We start from the raw sequence: 13,280 nt of genomic DNA on the forward strand, positions 1-13,280 counted from the left end.
GTCGGCACGAGTCATCCGCCTCCTAGCCCAGCGCTTCCTCGACGATGGCGCGGGCTTCGTCGCTCATGGGCAGGCCCAGCGCCAGCTGATGGGCGGCGGGGGACATCTTCTTCCAGGTCATCTGGACGATGCGGATCAGGTGGTCGTGGTCGACCTGGCGGGAAAAGTCTGCGAAGTAATTCTCGAGAAAGACCAGGCAGGCGCAGTCCTCTACTGCCTGGGTACCAGGATCACGTCCCAGCCCCTGCTTGCGGATCATCCGCGCCACTTCGTCGGCATCGGCGTCGCTGTAACCGCTGCTGCGCATAACCTCGGCCGCCAGCAGACCTGCACGCTTGCCCTGGTCGCGGCGCCAGGTCAGGTAGCCGATACGACCTTCTTCGTAGTCGCTGCGCGGGACTTCCCAGCGTTTGAGGTGCTGGTTGCGAACCGCTAGCCGGACCAGCTCGGGGGCTTTGGGATCGAGGCGCTCGAGCCACGCCGACATGCGACCGGCGTGCCACAGCTCCTGCGGCTGCTGCTGACCGTCGACCTCGATGCGGCGAGGATCATCGGCATGCATGGCATCGAGTCTGGAACAGGCTAGGTCAAAGGGTGCAGGGCTCATGGGCTACCTCGGGTGACGTCACGACATTGCCCTATGGTAACGACGATGTGCCGATCTCAGTAGCCCTTGTGGCAGGACTGACCGCGCAAGTGGCGGCAGGCCAGCGCCAGTGGCAGCAGGAAGATGGCAAATACCCACATGACCACGGCTACCATCACCGCCAGCAAGGTCCGTGGCCATGACCGTTCTGTCACCGCCGACGAGATACCCAGGCTCTCCAGCAACAGCCCCAGCACCGCATCCATGCCGAACAGCAGCATGGCATTGCACATCCCTGCCCAGATCGCCACATCGACGATCTCTCCATGGGGGATCAGGCCGATGATCGCCAGCAGCAAGAGAGCGCCGAGAGCCACCCGCACACAGACGGCGCGCAACCGAGGCGCCCCGACAAAGGAGGAAGGTGAGATAAGGAGCAGGCTAGCCATAAGAACACCAAGTGTGACGAGATACACACTGTATACTGAACGCTACCTACCCCTTTTGACTTAGACATTTGTGCGCGATCACCTACGCGGCCGTCAGCTTGATCCAGATCAAGGTTTTTTGCTGCTCGCTGCTTCCCCAACGCTCTCGCTGCGCCGTACAAGGCCCGCAGTGACGACCAACTACGGCGAAGGGCCGACGCTTTCGCGCCGGCCCTTCGTCAATTTACCGCTCGCCAGGCAGACAAGATGTGTCTGTCAGAACGTGTAGACCACGCTTCCGGTCAGCGTATCCACATGCCCAATACGATCCGCGTCGATGCGTTCCACCTCGAGTCGACCGGTCACATCGAACAGTTGAACCCTGGCGCCAAACCCATACACAGGGTCAGTACCGGAGTAATCCTTGCTCACCCCGCGGCCATTACGGTCGGCATCCCAGTCGGCCATGCCTGCCTTGCCGTAGACGCCGAAGGGGCCAAAGCTGAAGCCTGCGATACCCATGGCTTGCAGGCTTTCGATGTCCAACGTGGCGGAGGTGCCATCGACATCGCCGTCGAGCTCGCTGCCGTTCAGGTACGACAGCTCCGCACCAAGGTCCAGGAAAGGCAGCCAGCCAAAGTTGTAGCCCGCAAATACCTTTGCCGCTGACGCTTCATCGTCAAAATCATCGTCGCCCTGAATCTGGCCTGCACCTATCCCCACGTAGAGGCCTGTACTGCCGCCCGCTACACAGTGAGTCGATGCCATCAGTGCCAGTCCCATGACCACCCCTGCCAGCGTCATTCGCCGCATGATCCGTGACATGTCATACACTCCCTGGAACCCTCGCCACCCCAGGAGCACAGCGCGTGCGTGCTCGACCAGGTCTGCAGTGCGTCCTTTGTGCGAGGTCTCTCGCACATGACACCTTGTACAAGTTTATCGTGAGACGACATTCTTTGCAGTATCGATTCAGGGAAAGTTCCCTGCGCGGGTGTCGCCGAGGTGCCGGCATCCGGCGATCCAACGCGGTGAAGTCATGGAAACCGCGGTAGTGTTATGTTATACCCTCCAGCCGATTCCGCACGCCCGTCACCACTCCGGAGTTCCGCATGTCCCATCGCCATCGTCCCGAGGGGCCTTGCCATTTCTCATTGATGTCGCTGTCCATGAAGCGTCGCCTCGGCCTAGTCGCCATCCCCTTGCTGCCGCTGTGGCTGGCCGTTAGCTGGTCAGCAGGGTGGTGGCACTGATGTCGCGCCTGACCCTCCATGACCTGCAGCTGGCACGCGGCGGCCGAACGGTGCTCGAGCACCTGGAAGGCCGCTTCCAAGACGGTGCCATCACCGCGCTGATAGGCGCCAACGGTGCCGGCAAGAGCACCCTGATTCAGGCCATCATGGGCACACTGACGCCGGTCGCCGGACGAGTGGAATGTGACGTGCCCGCCGCCCGGCGCGCCTGGCTGCCCCAGCAGCTGGCACTGGATCTCAGCTTCCCGATGAGTGTCGAAGAACTGATCATGACCGGCACCTGGCCGAGCCACGGGGCCTTCAAGGGCTACTGTGGTGCGCACTACCGCAGGGGCCGGGACATCATGGAGCGACTGGGCATCTCTCACCTCGCACACCGTCCCCTCGGCGAGCTATCCGGCGGTCAGCGCCAGCGCGCCTTGATCGGGCGCACGCTGATGCAGGAAGCCGAGCTGCTGCTGCTCGACGAGCCGTTTGCCAACGTCGACGTCGACACCGTGGAAATGCTGATGACGGTGCTTCGCGAAATGGCCGATGCGGGAGCCACGCTAGTCATCGTCCTGCACGACATGACGCAGCTATCGCGCCTGGCCGATGACGTGCTGGTGCTGACCGAGGGACATGGCCGCTGGGCCACCCCCGACGCTCTGGTCGAGCGCCACACCGGCCAGCTGACGCGCCCACCGCGCCTGCCCCTGACGTTTCCTGGATCTGTCTGAATGTTTGACGCACTTGTATCGACCCTACACACCTGGCTGATTGCGCCGTTTGACTATGCCTTCATGGGCCGCGCCTTGGTCGCCAGCCTGGCCCTGTCGCTGGCCGCACCGCCACTGGGGGTCTTCCTGATGCTGCGGGGCATGAGCCTGATCGGCGACGCCATGTCCCACGCCATTCTTCCCGGCGTTGCCCTGGGCTTTCTCATGGCGGGTTTCTCGCTGCCGATCATGAGCCTTGGCGGCATGCTGTCAGGATTGTTGATAGCACTGCTGGCGGGCAGCGTGTCTCAATTGACCGGCCATCGCGAAGACTCGGCCATGGCCAGCTTCTTCCTTATCTCCCTGGCAGCAGGGGTCATGCTGGTCGCCATGGGCGGCAGCAGCGTCGACCTCACCCATGTCCTGTTCGGCTCCATCCTGGCGGTGGACACCACCGCTCTGGTGCTGATCGCCAGTATCAGTAGCCTGATCGTGATCACCCTGGCCGTCATCTTTCGTGCGCTGGTGGTGGAATGCCTCGACCCGCTGTTTCTTCGCAGCCAGGGAGTCAAGGGCGGCCTGGTGCACGGGATCTTCCTGGGCCTGGTGGTGCTCAATCTCACCGCCGGGTTCCAGACCCTGGGCACTCTGATGGCGGTTGGCCTGATGATGCTGCCGGCCACCACGGCGCGCTTCTGGAGCACTCGCCTGGAAGGCCTGATGGGCCTGTCGGTGATCATTGCACTGGCTGCAAGCCTTGGTGGATTGCTGCTGTCGTACCACCTCAGCCTACCTTCAGGCCCTGCCATCATACTGCTGGCGGGGGTCGCCTACCTGCTGTCTGCGGTGTTTGGACGCCAGCACAGCCTTGCCGCGCGACTGCGACGCCGCGCCATGCCGCTGGGTGCCGACGAACGCGCCTGACCTGACCACGCCCATCCAACCGCCACCGGAGAACGACACTCATGCCCCTGTCACTGCCTCACGCTCTCATCAAACGCCACGCCTGGATGGCGTTGGCGGGACTCGCCCTCGGCCCCCAGGCCTTGGCGGCCGAACCTACGCAGGTGGTCACCAGCTTCAGTGTACTGGCCGATATGGTTCGCAACGTCGGTGGTGACAGGGTTGAGGTCACCTCCCTGGTCGGGACAGATAGCGACCCCCACGTCTACTCTCCTCGCCCCACCGATGCCAGAGCCCTGGCAGAGGCCGACCTTGTGGTGCTCAACGGCCTGCAGTTCGAGGGTTGGATGACACGCCTGCTGGACGCCAGTGGCTACCAAGGCACAACCGTTGTCGCCACTGAGGGCGTACCAGTGCTGGCCTATGGCGGCCAGTCGCTGCATCAACAGAGCGACCACGGCGAACACCAGGGTCATGACGACCACGCTGAGCATGCAGGCCATGACGAGCATGACCACGCAGAGCACGCTGGCCATGACGGCCATGACGAGCATGACCACGCAGAGCACGCAGAGCACGCTGGCCATGACGGCCACGACGAGCATGACCACGCGGATCACGACGACCACGCTGGCCATGACAGCCACGACGAGCATGACCACGCGGATCATGACGGCCACGCTGGCCATGACCATGGACAGTATGATCCCCACGCCTGGCTCGACTTGTCGGCAGGGCTGATCTACGTCGCCAATATCCGCGATGGCCTGATCGCCGTAGATCCCGACAACAGCGCCCACTACACCGCCAGGGCCGATAGCTACATGGCGGACATCAAGGCGGCTCACCAACAGGTGCTGACGCTGCTGGACGACCTGCCAGACCATGCTCAGGTCATTGTCGGCCACGACGCCTTCGGTCACTTTTCGCGTGCCTACGGGATCGACTTCCTGTCGCCGGTGGGCCTTTCCACCGAAGCGGAACCATCAGCCGCCGATATCGCCCAGATGGTGGACATCATTCGCGAGCGCCAGATCCCCGCGCTGTTCATTGAAAACATGTCCAGCCCGGCGCTGATGGAACAGCTGTCCGAGGAAACAGGGGTGCCCATCGCCGGTACGCTGTATAACGGAGCGCTGTCGGAAGACGGCATGACCTCCCACTACGTGGGGATGATCCTGCACAACGCCGAGGTGCTGCACCAAGGCCTGCTGCACCAGGATGCCTCCGAATCATCAGACCATGACCATGACCACGATCATGATCATGACCATGCAGCGCATGACGACCACCAGCACTGATCACTCTTGCGCATCCGCCAGCATGCAAAGGACCGCCCGGGGGCGGTCCTTTAGCGAGGCACTGAACGCATCAGCGAAGCGCTGAACACATCAGCCGGGCTTGCCGAGACGCCAGGCGCCCGCAGTCCAGCCAGCGCTATCAGGCGTCAGGAATCTCCAGCGCCTGCTGAATCACCGGCCAGGCTTCTTCGCCATCTCGCGTGGTCACTCCCTCGACGAACGACCGGGTCTGCTCGGGATGTTGCTGTAGCCACTCCAGCGCCACCTGCTCCGGCTCACGCTCTTCGTAGCTGAATCCACGAATCATCGCGCTCTGGTCATCGGCGCTGAAGACCAGTTGGTCCAGCAGGCGTGTGGCATTGGGATGGCTCTGCGCGAACTCGCGACGGACCAGTGTCCGCACGTCGCTGCGACCGCCCTCCGGCCCCCACATGTCGTTCGGATCATCGAGGTAGCGAACGTCGAACTCAATGTTCATCCAGTGCGGCGTCCAGCCCGCGAACACAATCCACTCTTCACGATCGATGGCCGCATCCACGGCACTGAGCATGCCAGGGGTGGAGGTTTCCGACAGCTCCCAGTCGCCCAGACCATAGCTGTCGTCGTCCACTGCGGCATTCAGCGAGTCGCTCATGCCGGAGCCGACCTCGATGGAGTAGATCGTGCGATCCAGACGCTCGGCAAACTCTTCCTTGTCCAGGTCTTCTGCCGATGTCAGACCCGCGTCGTACACATACGCAGGAACGGCGAACCCCAGCCGGGCGCCATCAACGTTGTTGCCGAGATCCTCAAGGGTGGGCTCGTCGCCCTCGAAGCTGGCGTCGTACATCCCCTGCTGGGCAGGCAGCCAGGCCGCCAGAAAGGCATCCAGCTCGCCTTGGCGCAGGGCCTGGTAGGTAATGGTGGAGCCAAGCTCTTCCTGTACGGGTTGATAGCCGAGCGTCTCCAGCAGGGTGGATGCCAGGGCCGTCTTGACCGTCACTCCCGGCCAGGCGGGAACGGAAAAACGAACCTGGGCATCTTCCTGAGTCGAGCGCTCTGCTTCCGCCTGGGCGGCCAATGGTGTAGCGGCCATCAAGGCAGCCAGCACAGCAGCAGACATCGTGTAATACGGCATGAAGCACCTGTAGATTGCGATAGAGGTCTCTACCATACCCTCTCAGCGCTGTGCCTCAAGGCGGCGCCTTCAACGGCTCCTTTGCTGGAGTTTGCCAAGAATGCCGGGCTGATCCAGTCTTAAGAGGAAACGGCACACTGGTGAAACGCCCCTCACCAAGAGCCCCGCCGGTCCCCTATACCCCCCCGTGGGAGGAGGCAAGTAGATGGCTGATATCGACTACACTCTCGAGCGCCAGATCACCATCAAGGCGCTAGCCAGGGCGCTGGCCCACGGTTTTTCTCCGATCGTCGAAGTCGAGTCCATGGATGGCATCTACACGGTGCGCTTCCACCATGCCAACGGAGCATCGGAGCTGGCCGACGACAAGGGCCGCACACGCACCTTCCTCGGCACCGGAGAAATTCGTGAGCTGCTGGGCGGCGTCGGCCTTACCCACGGCGTGCTGACCTGGTCGGATCAATGCGGCGATGAAATGATCGGGGTGGAAGGCAAGGCCATGACACCGGATGAGATGCTGGCCAACGGCACTCGTATTGCCTTCCGCTGAGGCGAGGCGTTGTCCGAAACGTCGAAGAGCGACGGTTGGGCAAGGAAAAGATCGGTGAGAAATCGCAGCTTTCGCGAGGTGAACGAGCACGTTAAGCCGATGTTAAACGCCGTATCACCAGGCGCAGGCCCTGTTCAGACCAGCCCTGGGCTATTGGCCTGCACGTCATGACAGAGTACCGTAAGCCTCATCATGTCTGTGCAGAGCACGCCGCAATGAGCGCATTGACGCCTTACCTGGCCAGATGGTCCCTGATGTGTACGCTGCTGTTGATACTGGCCGGCTGTGCGTCGCCCCAGCTGGATACCAGCGGCGGCAGCAAGGGGCTGTCCATGGAGCGTGCCCTGATCCTGTCGGAAGCCAGGGGCTCCCTGGGCACTCCCTATCGCTTTGGCGGCAATGACCCTCGCGGACTCGACTGTTCCGGCCTGGTGCAGATGGCTTACTCCCGGGCCGGCATCAGTGTCCCCCGGTCCTCACGGGAGCAATATCACCAATTGCCGGCGATTGACCAGCCACGCCCGGGCGACCTGCTGTTCTTCGCCACCGGCAAGGGCTCCGAGGTCAGCCATGTCGGCATCTTCGCCGGTAACGACGTCATGATTCATGCGCCGGGCCGGGGCCGCCAGGTCACCACGACATCGCTGACCCTCGACTACTGGCAAGAGCGTTTCGTCGGCGCCGCCGCCGCCGCGCCTTGAACGGGGCGCTGCGCTGACCTCTCTCTTCCTCTCCTTCTCGCGTTCTCCCGTTCTGCGCCGTCCGCCGCTCTGTTGCATGCGCCACCGTCCGACTTTATCGACCAAGGTCGCATCAAGACGAATGAACGCTATGCTGTTTCGAGCATCAGAAGATGTCACATAGTCGTCAACAAAGCTTAAGCACTCGTTAAGGTGGCGCCGCTACGATGGCATCGATCCTTTACCCAGCAACGATAAGGAACCGTCTTTATGCCTTTCCTGCAACAGGTCAGCAGATCCCACGCCCGCCTCTCTCTGCGCGGATGGCTGTCGGTCAGCGTTGCCATACTCGGCGGCATGGCCCTGATGGCATTCTGGTCGCCGATCAGCCTGTCGCTTGGCACGCTCAGTCTGATTCTGGGCAGCATGGCGCTGTGGCCGCGTTCCAGCGCCGCCCACACAGAGGCAGACCTGGATCGTGAGGCTCACGTTGCCGAGACAGCCCACGCCAAGACGACATTCTCGCTGACGCACCTGGCCCTCGCGGCGGTGGGTGTACTGGTCGCCCTGCAACTGCTGGCCTGATGACACTCCATCCAGCGGCGTAAGAACATCGTGGCTTTACAGCTGCGCGCCATGCCCGGATCATGAGGCCCTGGTTATCTGATTGCCGCAGCGTGCCCTGCATCCGCTGCGCAGCCGAAACAAAGGCCTCACATGACATCCGCCCTTGCCGGCGCCGATATTGGCGCCACGCTGACGCGACTGCGCCAGTCCACGCCACTGGTACATAGCATTAACAACTACGTGGCCATGAACCCCGCCGCCAATGTGCTGCTGGCCCTGGGCGCATCGCCCGCCATGGTGCACGCCGCCGAAGAGGCGGCCGAGTTCGCGGCGCTCGCCGATGCTCTGGTCATCAACATCGGTACCCTTTCTGCCCCCTGGGTCGATGCCATGTTGAGCGCTGCCGAGTCCGCTCAACAACAACAGACCCCCTGGGTGCTGGATCCTGTGGCGATTGGCGCTACACGCTTTCGACGTGACGCCTGTGCCCGCCTGCTCGAGTTTTCTCCGACTATCATCCGCGGCAACGCCTCAGAGATCATCGCCCTCGCCGGCGACGCCCTGGGCGGGCGAGGCGTCGATTCCACCGCAGCCAGTGACGAGGCGCTCACGGCGGCGGTGGCCCTGGCCAGACGTCAGCAGGCAGTGGTCGCCGTCACCGGCGAGGTCGACCTGGTCACGGATGGCCAGCGATGTGTCCGCATTGCGGGAGGTCATGCCCTGATGCCGCGAGTCACGGCCCTTGGCTGCGCTCTTTCCGGAGTGGTAGCGGCCTTCGCGGCCTGTGAGGAGGACCCACTATTGGCTACGGCCTGCGCCCTCACCTGCTACGCTGAGGCGGGAGCTCAGGCCGGGCAGACGGCGCCGGGGCCTGGTAGTTTTGCGGTAGCCTTCATTGACGCGCTGCACCAGCTGTCTGCCAATGCACTGGCCAACCGCACGCCCCTGGAGATCAGCACTCCCCCATGACCCGCTGTTCCCGCCTGCCACTTCACTCTTTTCAAGGATGCTGCACGTGACGCGATCTCCCCGCCGATTCGACCGACAGGCCCTGCGCCTCTATCTGGTGACAGACCCCGAGCTGTGCGCTGAGAGGGGAATCGAGGACACCGTGAGCCAGGCTGTCAACGGCGGCGTGACCCTGGTCCAGCTTCGCGACAAGGGGGCCAGCAATGAGGAACTGGTAGCCCTGGCACTGCGCTTGAAACCGCTGCTTGCCGAGCACCGCATCCCCCTGGTCATCAATGATCGGGTTCAGGTCGCCGTGGCCGCCAAGGTCGACGGCGTACACCTTGGCCAGGACGATGGCGACGTGAGCGAGGCTCGCCGCCTGCTGGGCGACGAGGCGATCATTGGGCTGTCGGTTCAGCGTCCCGAACAGCTGACACAGCTGGACGTGCGGGCGCTGGACTATCTCGGCCTGGGCCCGGTATTCGCTACCTCCACAAAGCGCGACCACGCGACCCCGCTAGGCGTTGCTGGCCTGTCCTCGCTGGTGGCGGCCAGCCCGCTGCCCAGCGTGGCGATTGGCGGGCTGAAGCGAGAACATGCCGCCGCCATACGGGCAAGCGGTGCCGATGGCATGGCCGTGGTCTCCGCCATCTGCGGCCAACCCGACCCGAGCCAGGCCGCCCAGGACCTGCTGGCGGCCTGGGAAGGGTAAGTCGCCCAGGGATCCGGCACGCCGCAACCACTAAGGTTGCGGTCGCCGACGCCCATGGACCATCGCCGCGACCAGGTTATCGCCTTGTTTGCGGCCTTCCAGCACCGCACCAAGCACATGCACGGGCACCAGGCAGAGAACGGCGGTCGCCAGCCCTTCATGCAGCTCCTCCATCCAATGCAGGTCGTGGAAGCGTTCGGTGTGCACCATCAGCATGCCCGTCGTTCCTAGCCCCAGCAGCAAGGCGAGCAGGCTGATCATCATCAGCGCCCCCAGCGGCGTGTGGGTGATGCGACCGCCTTCTGCCGCGTGACCGCGAATCGCTGCCTTGAGTCGCGCTGGCGTCGGCCAGAAACTCGTCCAGCGCACTGACCAGGGGCCCACCAGGCCCCACAGGATACGAAGGCCAATCAACCCCACCAGGGTATAGCCGATATAGCGGTGAGGGCCTATCTCTGCGTAGTTGAGCGCAAATCCGAGCACCAGCGCCCAATGAAAGACTCGCACCAGCGGATCCCACACCATGATGCGCTGTGGGGTCGGGGTCCTTGCTGCCGTTGTCATCTCGCTACTCCCGTCGAAGGTACGCGACATCGCGCGGAAGTAGGCTGGCATTCAACCCTTAAGCCTCGCTTACGCGAGACGCCCTCGCGCGAGTGGGAGCAGACGAGTCGCTACCGATCGTTTTATGCCGTTGGGCGGCGCTTGAGGCTGGTGCGCCCTTCCTGGTAGGCAATCGCCAGGCCGCTGGCGATGATCAAGGTGCCGCCGACCCATACGCCCCAATCCGGCAGCTCTCCCCAGAACAGCCAGCCCAGCAGCACCGCCCATAGCATGGCGGTATAGTCGAAGGGCGCGGCGATGGCCGCAGGGGCGTGACGAAATGCCAGCGTGATGAACGCCGTGGCACCCACCCCAAGCACACCCGCCATCAGAAAGGCCGGCCAGTGCGCCGCTTCCGGCGCCTGCCAAACCAACGGCAATGCGAGCCCGGTGATCACAAAAGGCACCAGGGTCATGTAGAACACCATCGCCCAGAGATGCTCGCGAGCGCCGTAGCGACGTGCGGTGATCATCATCAGGGCGTAGAACACCGCTGCCCCCAACATGGCCAGCGCGCCCAGAGAGATGCCGTCGCTACCTGGCCGGACCACCACCAGAACGCCGACAAAACCCACCAGAGAGGCACACAATACGGGCATGCTGACCTTCTCACCCAGCAGCGGCACCGACAGTAGACTCACGAACAGCGGAGCCGCGAAGGCAATGGCGGTACCTTCCGCCAGCGGCATCAGGGTCAGCCCCAGCACAAAGCAACCCATCGTGCCGGTATAGATCAGCCCTCGCACCAGGTGCACACCAGGGCGACGGGTGGCCAGCGTGCGAAGTCCGCTTCCCCTCCACGCCAGCAGCATGATCATCGGCAGCGATACCAGGGTTCGGAAGAAGATGATCTGGACCGGCGAATGCACCTCTCCCAACCACTTCGAGATGGCATCCCCCAATGCCAGGCACAATACCCCCAGGCACATAAACCCGATTCCCTTCACTGACGATGCCATTCGACCTCCCTGCTGGACTGAAAATGCGACGCTTGGATACCCGCCTGGATAGCACCCGTCACTCGTCACAAGCCGCCGGTCAGTCATCGCCAGTCACTCGCTGTCCGTCACCAACTGTCCGGTGCTCACTTTCCGGTACTGGCTTTCCGGTGCTGACTTTCCGGTACTAGCTTTCCGGTACTAGCTTTCCGGTGCTGACGTTTTGTTACTACGGCGGCCCCCGACCCGGTGGCCGGCGGAGTGCTTATGGAAGAACGGGTAGAAGAACGGACAACACTACGTAACGCCGTTCAGGCAGTGCTCAATAACGTTAGGGGGATAACGCTTTTGAGGCAAGCATCTTGCACCATGACTGTGCAAGTGCGTAGACACCGGGGTCACGCGCCATGCAAAAGGCCCGCCGAAGCGGGCCTCACTGGACAGGCGGGGCTTGCACCAAGGTGCTTATAGACTCGCCTGCACCACCATGCAGTCCATGCCCTGCTCCATCAGGCGACGGCAGGCCGAACGCGCCTGCCCCTCCTGAAGGTCCAGGACCTGAGCACGATAGATGTTGGCGTTATCCGCCCTGGCGACAGCCACGCGAGCATGAGACATCTCGCTTGCCAGGCGATTGGCCGCCTGGCTGGCCTGGCTGCGGGCGCTGTCCATGTCGCTGAACGCGCCCACCTGAACCCCCCAGTCGCCGGTCTGCGCAACGCTGGGTGCCGACGACGCCGTTGCCCTGGGCTCTGGGCGAGTCGCGGTCGGCACCGAGGCGGCGACAGGAATGGACGCCACCGCAGGAGCCGAGCTAGGGGCATCATCCATCAGTCGACGCAGTGGGTCCGTCTGGGGCCGGGTGCCAGAGATCACCGGCGTCGACGACTCGAAGCGCACGGGCGTCCCTGCACTCTGGCGACTGGCAACCTGGGCAGGCGGCACGATGGTTTCGACCCGCGACGGCTGCACCGCATTGGACGAGGTCTGGGCCAGGCGTGATGACGTTGGCACAGGGGCTGAGATCAATCCGCGCTGACGTGGTGCCATCAACTCGCCGCCAGATACATCGGTGCTGGCAAGAAAGCCGCGGCCATCCGACAGGGAAGCACGCAGAAAGCCACGATCCAGCACGCTCATCATCTGTTCATCCCGGGACGCGGCGGTATACCCCCCCATGACCACGGCCACCATGCGGCGTCCGTTGCGGGTCGCCGACGTCGCCACATTGAAGCCTGACGCACGGATGAAACCGGTCTTCAGGCCATCGGTTCCGGGGTACTTGGTCAACAGCCGGTTATGGCCGGTATGCCGTGTGCCGCGCCAGGTAAATTCCGTCAGCGAGAAGTAGGGGTAGTACTGGGGGAAGTCCAGCATCAAGCGCCGGGCCAGGATCACCATGTCCCGGGCGGTAGTCACCTGCCCTGAATCCGGCAGGCCCGAGGCGTTGCGGAAGGTGGTGTTGTTCATCCCGAGACTACGCGCCTTGCGCGTCATCATTTCCGCAAAGTGGGACTCGGTGCCGCCCAGCGACTCCGCCACCACCACGGCCACGTCATTGGCCGAGCGCACGATCAGCGCCTGGATGGCCTTTTCCACGGGAATGGTATCCCCGGGCTTGAGCCATAGCTTGGTCGCTGGCATCGACGCCGCATGGGACGACACGGGCAGCGGTTGCCCCAGACTCATGGACCGCCCCTCGAGCGACTCGAACAGCATGTAGAGCGTCATCATCTTGGTCAGCGAGGCGGGGTAACGCGACTCGTCGGCATGTTCTGCATAGAGGATCTCATGCGTCTCGGCGTCTACCACGATACCGGCGTAGCGCGGATTGCCGGCGTGAGCCGACTGTACCATCAGGCACGTCACCACCAGCGCTATCAGCATGGTCAGCGACCGCCACACGGAATACCTTGTGGTCACCATTATCCAAAACCCCTGCGATTTATCCGACTGCACTGACGGCATTATGACCCACTTACACCGACTGTAC

16 protein-coding genes are annotated in these 13,280 nt (G+C 63.2%); 9 read left to right on the top strand and 7 right to left on the bottom strand.

Annotated elements, in window-relative coordinates; translation table 11 throughout:
• Positions 1-22: 22 nt before the first annotated feature.
• The 3 genes from KUW18_RS04000 to KUW18_RS04010 all read right to left on the bottom strand — a co-directional run bounded on the left by KUW18_RS04000 (position 23) and on the right by KUW18_RS04010 (position 1,839).
• Positions 23-607 carry a DUF4202 domain-containing protein gene (locus tag KUW18_RS04000; RefSeq protein WP_222162449.1) on the bottom strand — a complete coding sequence of 195 codons (585 nt, stop codon included), beginning with the start codon at positions 605-607 and terminating at the stop codon, positions 23-25.
• Between the two features lie 56 nt (positions 608-663).
• On the bottom strand, positions 664-1,035 hold the full coding sequence (locus tag KUW18_RS04005; RefSeq protein WP_222560849.1) for a hypothetical protein: 372 nt from the start codon (positions 1,033-1,035) through the stop codon (positions 664-666).
• A 255-nt stretch (positions 1,036-1,290) separates the two neighbouring features.
• Positions 1,291-1,839: a porin family protein gene (locus KUW18_RS04010; protein WP_222560850.1), complete on the bottom strand. Its 549-nt coding sequence runs from the start codon at positions 1,837-1,839 to the stop codon at positions 1,291-1,293.
• A 287-nt stretch (positions 1,840-2,126) separates the two neighbouring features.
• Between KUW18_RS04010 and KUW18_RS04015 the strand changes: the two genes are divergently transcribed.
• From KUW18_RS04015 to KUW18_RS04030, 4 genes are read left to right on the top strand one after another with little or no spacing between them, the layout of a single operon-like run.
• Complete coding sequence (locus tag KUW18_RS04015; protein WP_206943818.1) at positions 2,127-2,267, top strand: hypothetical protein; 141 nt, start codon at positions 2,127-2,129, stop codon at positions 2,265-2,267.
• Positions 2,267-2,986 (top strand): metal ABC transporter ATP-binding protein, encoded by a 720-nt coding sequence (locus KUW18_RS04020; RefSeq protein WP_206943816.1) that lies wholly within the window; start codon positions 2,267-2,269, stop codon positions 2,984-2,986. The genes KUW18_RS04015 and KUW18_RS04020 overlap by 1 nt, the downstream gene beginning before the upstream one ends.
• The gene (locus KUW18_RS04025; RefSeq protein WP_206943814.1) at positions 2,987-3,889 is read left to right on the top strand and encodes a metal ABC transporter permease; all 903 of its coding nucleotides are present in this window, start codon (positions 2,987-2,989) and stop codon (positions 3,887-3,889) included.
• Between the two features lie 41 nt (positions 3,890-3,930).
• Positions 3,931-5,169, top strand: coding sequence for a metal ABC transporter solute-binding protein, Zn/Mn family (locus tag KUW18_RS04030; RefSeq protein WP_222560851.1), 1,239 nt, complete (start codon positions 3,931-3,933; stop codon positions 5,167-5,169).
• A 139-nt stretch (positions 5,170-5,308) separates the two neighbouring features.
• On the opposite strand, the gene KUW18_RS04035 is transcribed toward KUW18_RS04030, so the two are convergent.
• On the bottom strand, positions 5,309-6,286 hold the full coding sequence (locus KUW18_RS04035; RefSeq protein WP_206943810.1) for an ABC transporter substrate-binding protein: 978 nt from the start codon (positions 6,284-6,286) through the stop codon (positions 5,309-5,311).
• 205 nt (positions 6,287-6,491) lie between these two features.
• Between KUW18_RS04035 and KUW18_RS04040 the strand changes: the two genes are divergently transcribed.
• The 5 genes from KUW18_RS04040 to thiE all read left to right on the top strand — a co-directional run bounded on the left by KUW18_RS04040 (position 6,492) and on the right by thiE (position 9,746).
• Positions 6,492-6,836: a hypothetical protein gene (locus KUW18_RS04040; protein ID WP_206943808.1), complete on the top strand. Its 345-nt coding sequence runs from the start codon at positions 6,492-6,494 to the stop codon at positions 6,834-6,836.
• Positions 6,837-7,051: 215 nt separating this feature from the next.
• The gene (locus KUW18_RS04045) at positions 7,052-7,537 is read left to right on the top strand and encodes a C40 family peptidase (RefSeq protein ID WP_222560852.1); all 486 of its coding nucleotides are present in this window, start codon (positions 7,052-7,054) and stop codon (positions 7,535-7,537) included.
• Between the two features lie 249 nt (positions 7,538-7,786).
• Positions 7,787-8,101 (top strand): hypothetical protein, encoded by a 315-nt coding sequence (locus KUW18_RS04050; protein WP_206943804.1) that lies wholly within the window; start codon positions 7,787-7,789, stop codon positions 8,099-8,101.
• Between the two features lie 132 nt (positions 8,102-8,233).
• Positions 8,234-9,052 carry a hydroxyethylthiazole kinase gene (thiM, locus tag KUW18_RS04055; protein ID WP_222560853.1) on the top strand — a complete coding sequence of 273 codons (819 nt, stop codon included), beginning with the start codon at positions 8,234-8,236 and terminating at the stop codon, positions 9,050-9,052.
• 46 nt (positions 9,053-9,098) lie between these two features.
• Entirely contained in the window at positions 9,099-9,746 is a 648-nt protein-coding gene (gene thiE, locus KUW18_RS04060; protein ID WP_315900636.1) for a thiamine phosphate synthase, read from the top strand.
• A gap of 30 nt (positions 9,747-9,776) precedes the next feature.
• Here thiE and KUW18_RS04065 read toward each other — a convergent pair whose 3' ends face one another.
• From KUW18_RS04065 to KUW18_RS04075, 3 genes are all read right to left on the bottom strand, one after another.
• Positions 9,777-10,310, bottom strand: coding sequence for a cytochrome b/b6 domain-containing protein (locus KUW18_RS04065; RefSeq protein ID WP_222560855.1), 534 nt, complete (start codon positions 10,308-10,310; stop codon positions 9,777-9,779).
• 122 nt (positions 10,311-10,432) lie between these two features.
• Positions 10,433-11,308, bottom strand: coding sequence for a DMT family transporter (locus KUW18_RS04070; protein WP_206943799.1), 876 nt, complete (start codon positions 11,306-11,308; stop codon positions 10,433-10,435).
• A gap of 444 nt (positions 11,309-11,752) precedes the next feature.
• The gene (locus KUW18_RS04075) at positions 11,753-13,174 is read right to left on the bottom strand and encodes a serine hydrolase (protein ID WP_261396444.1); all 1,422 of its coding nucleotides are present in this window, start codon (positions 13,172-13,174) and stop codon (positions 11,753-11,755) included.
• Positions 13,175-13,280 lie beyond the last annotated feature (106 nt).

This window comes from Halomonas sp. DP5Y7-2, assembly GCF_019802025.1.
Classification (GTDB): domain Bacteria; phylum Pseudomonadota; class Gammaproteobacteria; order Pseudomonadales; family Halomonadaceae; genus Halomonas; species Halomonas litopenaei_A.

What these genes read in the sequence shown, in the direction of transcription:
- KUW18_RS04045 (WP_222560852.1), top strand. Translation starts at nt 7,052, where the DNA reads ATGAGCGCATTGACGCCTTACCTGGCCAGATGGTCCCTGATGTGTACG.
- KUW18_RS04035 (WP_206943810.1), bottom strand. Translation starts at nt 6,286, where the DNA reads ATGCCGTATTACACGATGTCTGCTGCTGTGCTGGCTGCCTTGATGGCC.
- KUW18_RS04050 (WP_206943804.1), top strand. Translation starts at nt 7,787, where the DNA reads ATGCCTTTCCTGCAACAGGTCAGCAGATCCCACGCCCGCCTCTCTCTG.
- KUW18_RS04005 (WP_222560849.1), bottom strand. Translation starts at nt 1,035, where the DNA reads ATGGCTAGCCTGCTCCTTATCTCACCTTCCTCCTTTGTCGGGGCGCCT.
- KUW18_RS04025 (WP_206943814.1), top strand. Translation starts at nt 2,987, where the DNA reads ATGTTTGACGCACTTGTATCGACCCTACACACCTGGCTGATTGCGCCG.
- thiM (WP_222560853.1), top strand. Translation starts at nt 8,234, where the DNA reads ATGACATCCGCCCTTGCCGGCGCCGATATTGGCGCCACGCTGACGCGA.
- KUW18_RS04075 (WP_261396444.1), bottom strand. Translation starts at nt 13,174, where the DNA reads ATGCTGATAGCGCTGGTGGTGACGTGCCTGATGGTACAGTCGGCTCAC.
- KUW18_RS04030 (WP_222560851.1), top strand. Translation starts at nt 3,931, where the DNA reads ATGCCCCTGTCACTGCCTCACGCTCTCATCAAACGCCACGCCTGGATG.
- KUW18_RS04000 (WP_222162449.1), bottom strand. Translation starts at nt 607, where the DNA reads ATGAGCCCTGCACCCTTTGACCTAGCCTGTTCCAGACTCGATGCCATG.
- KUW18_RS04070 (WP_206943799.1), bottom strand. Translation starts at nt 11,308, where the DNA reads ATGGCATCGTCAGTGAAGGGAATCGGGTTTATGTGCCTGGGGGTATTG.
- KUW18_RS04020 (WP_206943816.1), top strand. Translation starts at nt 2,267, where the DNA reads ATGTCGCGCCTGACCCTCCATGACCTGCAGCTGGCACGCGGCGGCCGA.
- KUW18_RS04010 (WP_222560850.1), bottom strand. Translation starts at nt 1,839, where the DNA reads ATGTCACGGATCATGCGGCGAATGACGCTGGCAGGGGTGGTCATGGGA.
- KUW18_RS04040 (WP_206943808.1), top strand. Translation starts at nt 6,492, where the DNA reads ATGGCTGATATCGACTACACTCTCGAGCGCCAGATCACCATCAAGGCG.
- KUW18_RS04065 (WP_222560855.1), bottom strand. Translation starts at nt 10,310, where the DNA reads ATGACAACGGCAGCAAGGACCCCGACCCCACAGCGCATCATGGTGTGG.
- KUW18_RS04015 (WP_206943818.1), top strand. Translation starts at nt 2,127, where the DNA reads ATGTCCCATCGCCATCGTCCCGAGGGGCCTTGCCATTTCTCATTGATG.